This window comes from Longibacter sp. (genome assembly GCF_051155795.1).
GTDB lineage: Bacteria > Bacteroidota > Rhodothermia > Rhodothermales > Salinibacteraceae > Longibacter.
This window is the reverse complement of record NZ_DAXETW010000180.1, coordinates 1-6476: the sequence shown is the minus strand read 5'-3', so window position 1 is coordinate 6476 and position 6476 is coordinate 1. Positions and strand designations below refer to the sequence as shown.

Below are 6476 nucleotides of genomic sequence, written 5' to 3'. Positions count from 1 at the left end.
TCGACCGGGGCGATGGCCATCTCGCCACAGTTCGACGAGGCCGCGCCTTTCTCTGATGGCCGCGCCCGCGTCACGGACGGGGATCAGCAGAAGTTCATCGACGCGACCGGCGAGGTGGTGTTGGAAGGGGATGCTGCATATGTCGGCTCATTCCATGAAGGACGCGCGGTCATACAGCCGGAGCCCAACGGCCCATTTGGATACATCGACAAGCGCGGGGCCGTTGTCATCGCGCCGCAGTTCGACAAGGCCCATGCCTTCTCCGACGGGCGCGCCGCCGTCGCCACCGGCGAAGACCCGAAGCGCGGACAACCGATGTTCGGCTACATCGACCGGGACGGGCAGTTCGTGGTAGAGCCGCAGTTCTCGGGCGGCGGGCGCTACGCCGACGGGCTGGCCCCCGTACAGACGGGTGGGTTCGTGCACGGGAAATGGGGCTACATCGACGAACAGGGCGACATGGTGATCGAGCCGCAATTTACGGAGGCACTGCCCTTTTCGGACGGCCTCGCTGTTGTTGCCGTGGAAACGGGATTCGACGAATCGTGGGGCTACATCAATGTGGAGGGCCGGCGGGTGGTCGAGCCGGACTTCGAACGCGCGCATCGGTTCGCCGACGGCGCGGCCCCTGTGAAGCGAGAGCGCCGCAGGTGGACATACATCGACGCGGACGGCGAGCCGGCTTTCGAGGAAAAATTTGCGTATGCCGAGCCCTTCCGTGGACCGCTCGCGCGCGCCGCAACGGAGATCAGCGACAAGATGCGAAACTATGTCAACCTCTCATCCAGCGTTGGTGACGGGGACTGGATCTACATCGACCGGCAAGGGCAGCAGGTATGGCCGGCTGCTGCGTCGCCCACTGCGGCCGAAGCGCCGGAAGCGGTGGAAGAAGCGGCGCCTGCCGAAGACAAGACCGTCTCCGACGCCGACGACCCGCTCATCGCTGGGTTCGCCGCCCTGCTGCCCGATGAACTGCCCGGCGGCGTCGCGCGGACCGACGTCGAGAACCACCTCGCGGGCGACACGCCCATCGTGGAGGGTACCTACGAAGGCGATGCGGGGCCGCTCGAAATGAGGCTGGGCCGCGTTCGCACCGGCTGGAGCGAAGCGCGCGCCAAACTGGATCAGGCGGCGGCTATGCAGGAAGTCATGACGAAAACCACGTATCGAGATCACGCCGCCTACGAGCGAACACCTGAGGGTGACGAACGGCAGATATTCGTCTTGCTGGACCCCGGGGCCATGGTTGTTTCGGTCACCGCTCCCCCCAACGGACCGTCCATGCAGGATCTACGCGGCGCACTGGGCGCGCTGGATTGGGAGCGGATCGAAACGCTCGCGCAGGATGCCCCCGCAACGGCCGCTGCCCCCACGCCTCCCGTGAACGCTCCGGACGGCTTCGCCGCCTACGCCGCCGAGCTCGGGGACGCGCAACTGGCTTTCGCTCATCCCGAAGACTGGGCGGTGGTCGACCTCAGCTTGATGAACTCGCTTCTGAAAAGCATCGTCGTCATGCGCAGCAGAGAGGCCGCCCAGAAACAATTCGGGGACGGTGTCGACCTGTCCACCAACGATGAGCCACGCCTCGTCACACCCGATAATGTGGTCATAACGCTTGGGGTGATCGACGACGGGCCGACGCCGAAGCAGTTCGTGCAGAGCATCGTCCAGGATCCCCCGCTACGCGAAGCGGACGTCACCGAGCCCCGTAGCGAGACGACCGTGAACGGGCGTGCCGCACTGGCGGCGACCATGCGCGGCACCGACGTAGACGGCCACGCCGCGGTCCATCGAGTCGTGGCCTTCACAGCAGACGACACGCTGATTTTCGCGTCCATCCTGCGCCCACCCGAAGACCTTGCGGACGCCCGCACGGCCGTACAGACGCTCCTTGACCACCTGACGGTGGAAACGATGCGCGTAAGAGTGCAGAACAAATAGCAGCGTCCCGTTCCCCTGCCGACGGTTGTCTGCTCGTGGAACGCCGCGAGCGGGTGGTCGGCTTCAACATCACCTCGGCGAACCAGGGGCAGGACGCTGACATGGGGCAGGGCGTCGGTGACAACCCGTCCGAATGATGGGGATGGAACCGGCTATCATCAAGATGCTGCTCAGGCTTGACCGGTCGCACGGCATCGCTCCCAGAGAAAATCCTTTGCCCCCTCAACCGATTCCGAATGCGACACGACCCGCTATTTTGAAACAGCCAGCGAGTCGCGCCAGGCAGCCGCCTGGTCGGGTCTACCCCAGTCGTCGTAGAACTGGACGAGGTGTCGGATGGTTTGTCGGGTATACGGGTCGTCGGGGCTGCGCGTGCGCCCGAGTGTGGCGTGGGCGTCGTGCAGCAGCGGCTCGGCCTCGGCGTAGCGCTCCCGGGCAGCAAGGGACGCGCCCAGGAAGCTTTTTGACTCGGCGGCTTCCCAGCTTCGCGGACCCCGCTTTTCTTTGCGAATAGAGAGGCTCTCGCGAAGAAGCGAATCCGCCTGACCCGGAGCCCCCGTGGCGATGAGGGCGGCACCCAGTCCATTGAGCGCGTCAGCGACGTACACGTGGTCGTCGGGCACGTGCACGCGCAGACTCGATAGGGCCGACCGGTAGACCCGCTTGCTTGCTTCGTGTTCGTCCTGAGCACGAAGCGTGTGGCCCAGCGCCGTCCGGCTGAGGGCGATGCGTACAGCGTGCTCGGGATAGCGGGTCTGGCGCACCTCCAACACGGCGCGTTGCACATCCTCGGCCCGCTTGAGACGTCCCGTTTCGCGATAGAGCTCCGCCCGGTTGCTCCGGGCGACGAGCACGTACGGGTGATGTTCTCCCATCACCTCCGTTCCCATCTCCAGCGCCTCGCGATAAAGCGAGTCGGCAGCGGAGTAGTCGCCTTCGCGATGACGAATTTCGGCCAGGTTAGCAAGCGCGACGGGCAAGACCTCCTCTCGTTCTCCGTCCAGCCGGCGCGCCATCGTGATCGTTTCGCGCAGCACCGGCCTGGCGGCGTCGTAGTCGCTTTGTGCGCGGAGGATGCCGGCCAGATTGTTGAGCGTTTCGACCATGGTGGTGCGTCGCGCGTCCGGCAGGGGCCGCCAGTGCGTCAACGCTTCACGATAAAGGCGCTCGGCCCGGTCGACCTGGTTCAGCACCTGCTGGTTGGCCCCGAGGTTGTGCAAGCTGGAGGCCAGTTGTTCAGAAGAAGCGGGGTCGTCGGTCGGGAGGGTGCGGCGCGTGGCCAACGCGTCTTCGAGGAGCGGCGTGGCCTTGTTGTAGCGGCCCATCTGCGTGTACACGCGCCCGATGACAGATTGCACCTCGGCCTGTACGGCCGGCTGGTCGCCGAGCGTCTCGGTGCGTTCGACGCCGCGTGCCAGCAGCTCACGGGCGGTGATCGTGTCCCCCTGGGCGACGTTCGGGTTGCCGGCCTCGAACAGATTCGTCAAGAAAGCAGACACCTGCTCGGCTTTCTCCGCATTCGTCCGTGCCCGGTCGCGCTCGGTGGCGAGGCGGCGCGACTGCACGGTGACGGTGGCGGCATACCCGGCCAGAAGCAGCACGAGCACCGTGGCCGCGGCCACGCGCCAGCGGTTGCGGCGGAGGAACTTGCTCGCGCGATATTGCCACGTGGAGGGACGTGCCTCCACGGGCAGCCCCTCCTGGTAGCGACGCAGGTCAGCGGCCAACTCGGCGGCCGAGGCATATCGGCGAGACGGTTCCTTCCGAAGCGCCTTCATAATAATGCGGTCGAGGTCGCCCCGGAGGCGGCGCTTCAGGCGCGCGGGCGGAGGAAGGGCAGACGTGGATGGTTCGTGCGTGTCCTCCGCCTCATCCTGCCGCGTAGCCGCCGTCGAGGGGGGCTCCGGTCGCGTCTCGCAAATGACCCGTTCGATGTGACTGGGCGTCCGCTTTTCAAAGTGATAGGGACGCCGGCCCGTGAGCAGTTCGTAGAGGACGACCCCGAGAGCATACACGTCGGTGGCGGGAGTAATCGCCTCGCCGCGCACCTGTTCGGGGGCAGCATAGGCAGGCGTCATCAAAGGGCGACCCGTGTGCGTCACGGGGGCATCCACGATTGCTTCGTCGTCCAGCAGTTTGGCAATGCCGAAGTCCAGCAGCTTTGGGGAGCCGTCGGCGGTGACAAGCATGTTGGACGGCTTGAGGTCGCGGTGCACCACGAGCGTCCGATGCGCGTGCGCGACGGCGTCGGTCACCTTCTCAAAGAGCCGGAGTCGCTGATCGATAGAACATGCCGCCTCCTCGCAGTAGCGACCCAGCGGCGTGCCGTCGACACGCTCCATGGCAAAATATGGGCGCTCGTCGGCTGAGAGGCCGCTGTCGTAGAGGCGTGCGATCCCCGGATGCTCCAGCGAGGCAAGAATCTGACGCTCTGCCCGAAAGCGCTGCGCGATGTTGTCGGAGTACAGGCCGGGCCGAATCACTTTCAGGGCGACCTCGCGCTCGTGCTGGCCATCGGCACGGACGGCGCGGTACACGGTCCCCATCCCACCGCGCCCGAGCAATCCGTCGAGGCGGTAGGGCCCGATGCGAGCATCCTCCTCGAGCGCCGGCTCGCTCTCGAACAGGGAATCGGTACGTTCCGCCTGTGGTATCCCCTCACTCAGAAAGCGGGAGACCTCTCCATCGCTACCCGCCAACAGCGATTCCACCTCCACTCGCAGGTCCTCGTCTCCAGCGCAGGCCTCGTCCAGAAACGCGTCGCGCTCTTTTCCTGCCGGACGGTCGAGCGCTTCGTCGAGGACATCCTTCACACGATTCCATCGGTCGGGGGTCATGGCACGTGGGAATTGGGAAAGTGCAGAGTTCGGACTTGCCAGTGAGCGACGGTGTGGACGCTTAGGTGAATGGCTGTGGCATCATCGCGGTGATTCCATTCGCGTGATCTCGCGGGAGAGCCAGACTTTGGCCGTTCGCCAGTCGCGTTTCACGGTGGAGGGAGAGACGTCGAGTGCGGTAGCGGTTTCCTCAATCGTCATCCCACCGAAGAAGCGACACTCCACGACTCGGCTCTGACGCTCGTCAACGGCAGCGAGGCGGTCGAGCGCCTCGTCGAGCGCGACGAGACGATCGGCCTGCTTGTCGACAGCGATCCGGCCCTCGTCGAGCGTAAGATGGGGGGCGTCCCCACCCCGCTTCTGTGCCTGTCGCTTTTTCGCGCGGTTGATCACGACCTGGCGCATCGCCCGGGCTGCCACCCCGAAGAAGTGCGAGCGTCCCTGCCAGTCCACCGCATGGTTATCGACGAGTTTGTGGTAGGCTTCGTGCACCAGCGCCGTCGTGCGCAGCGTGATGTCAGGGCCTTCACCGCGCAGTTCGAGGTGCGCCAGTCGGTGCAATTCCTCGTAGACCAGAGGCAGTAGCGCGTCGAGTGCTTCGCGATCTTCCTCGCGAAGGCGCTCCAGCAGGTGCGTCACCTCGCTGGGAGAACGGGACATGATGAACGGCTGCGGTTCGAAAACCAGCGAATGGTGCGGGCTCTCTTTGCCCGTCGTCCGTGCGCACAATGCGCAAACAACGAAGCATCGGTCTCAAATGCACAAACGGGTCGACCGCAACCCCCTCTCACACAGCATGTGACAGATATAATGATACGACCACGTAACGGGGACGCAGCGTTTCCGAATACGACCGTCGCGCCTGACCCATTCGACGGTGATTTCTTGCATGCAATAGTGAGGGAGGTATCGGTTCTTCTGCGTCCGTCTCCGGACATGCAGGACGTTCATCGCGGCACGAGACGTTCGCTGCCTGCCACCATCGACCTCTCCATACACCGCGCTTCTCGCGCATCTCGATTCGCGTCGCCCTGCGCACCGTGCGACCGCCCGGGGACCTCAGACGCTTCCCTTTTCTCTGGAATGACACCGCCTCGTCATGAGTCAAGGCTATTCACGATCCACTCCGTTTCTTCTCGCCGTTGCGCTTCTGATATCGGTCTTCGTCTGTATTCCCGATGACGGCCGTGCGCAACCGGTGCCGGTCACCAACATCGAGAATGCCGCAGGCGACTCCGTCTTCGTCAGCTTTGACGACGGCGCCCTGCTGGGCCTCGGCGAATTTGACACCGGAATCATGCCAGCCAACGGTGCCGGCACCCGCATGATGTGGCACCCCGCCAAGGCCGCCTTCCGCGCGGGGGAAGTCACCGGCACGCAGTGGGACGAAGTCAATGTCGGTGAACACTCGGTCGCGTTCGGGTTGAACACGGACGCCGCCGGGGTACGATCCCTAGCGATGGGCTTAGGTTCGAGTGCCGAGGGCAACGGATCTACGGCGATGGGCAACGGGACACTTGCCAGCGGCACCGGGGCCGTGACCATGGGCAACCTCACACGAGCCGAGGGCGACGAGTCTACGTCGATGGGCGATCGCACAGAGGCCGCGACCGACCAATCCCTCTCCGTCGGCAGGTTCAACGACGCCAACACGTCCGTCGACAACACCCTTTTCGTGGCCGGCAACGGCTCATTCGG

At 64.9% G+C, this 6476-nt stretch carries 3 protein-coding genes and 1 pseudogene; 2 read left to right on the top strand and 2 right to left on the bottom strand.

What is annotated here, in order from left to right; genetic code table 11:
• Positions 1 to 1941: WG repeat-containing protein (locus ACFCU0_RS16350; RefSeq protein WP_434974753.1), on the top strand; the 1941-nt coding region annotated here is incomplete at its 5' end.
• 251 nt (positions 1942 to 2192) lie between these two features.
• Here ACFCU0_RS16350 and ACFCU0_RS16345 read toward each other — a convergent pair.
• Together ACFCU0_RS16345 and ACFCU0_RS16340 are read right to left on the bottom strand one after the other, a co-directional pair.
• A complete protein-coding gene (locus ACFCU0_RS16345) occupies positions 2193 to 4778 on the bottom strand; it encodes a tetratricopeptide repeat protein (protein WP_434974752.1) in 2586 nt (861 codons plus the stop codon).
• 81 nt (positions 4779 to 4859) lie between these two features.
• Positions 4860 to 5438: a sigma-70 family RNA polymerase sigma factor gene (locus ACFCU0_RS16340; RefSeq protein ID WP_434974751.1), complete on the bottom strand. Its 579-nt coding sequence runs from the start codon at positions 5436 to 5438 to the stop codon at positions 4860 to 4862.
• A gap of 439 nt (positions 5439 to 5877) precedes the next feature.
• Here ACFCU0_RS16340 and ACFCU0_RS16335 point away from each other — a divergent pair.
• A pseudogene (locus tag ACFCU0_RS16335) lies at positions 5878 to 6476 on the top strand (hypothetical protein); the annotation flags it as partial.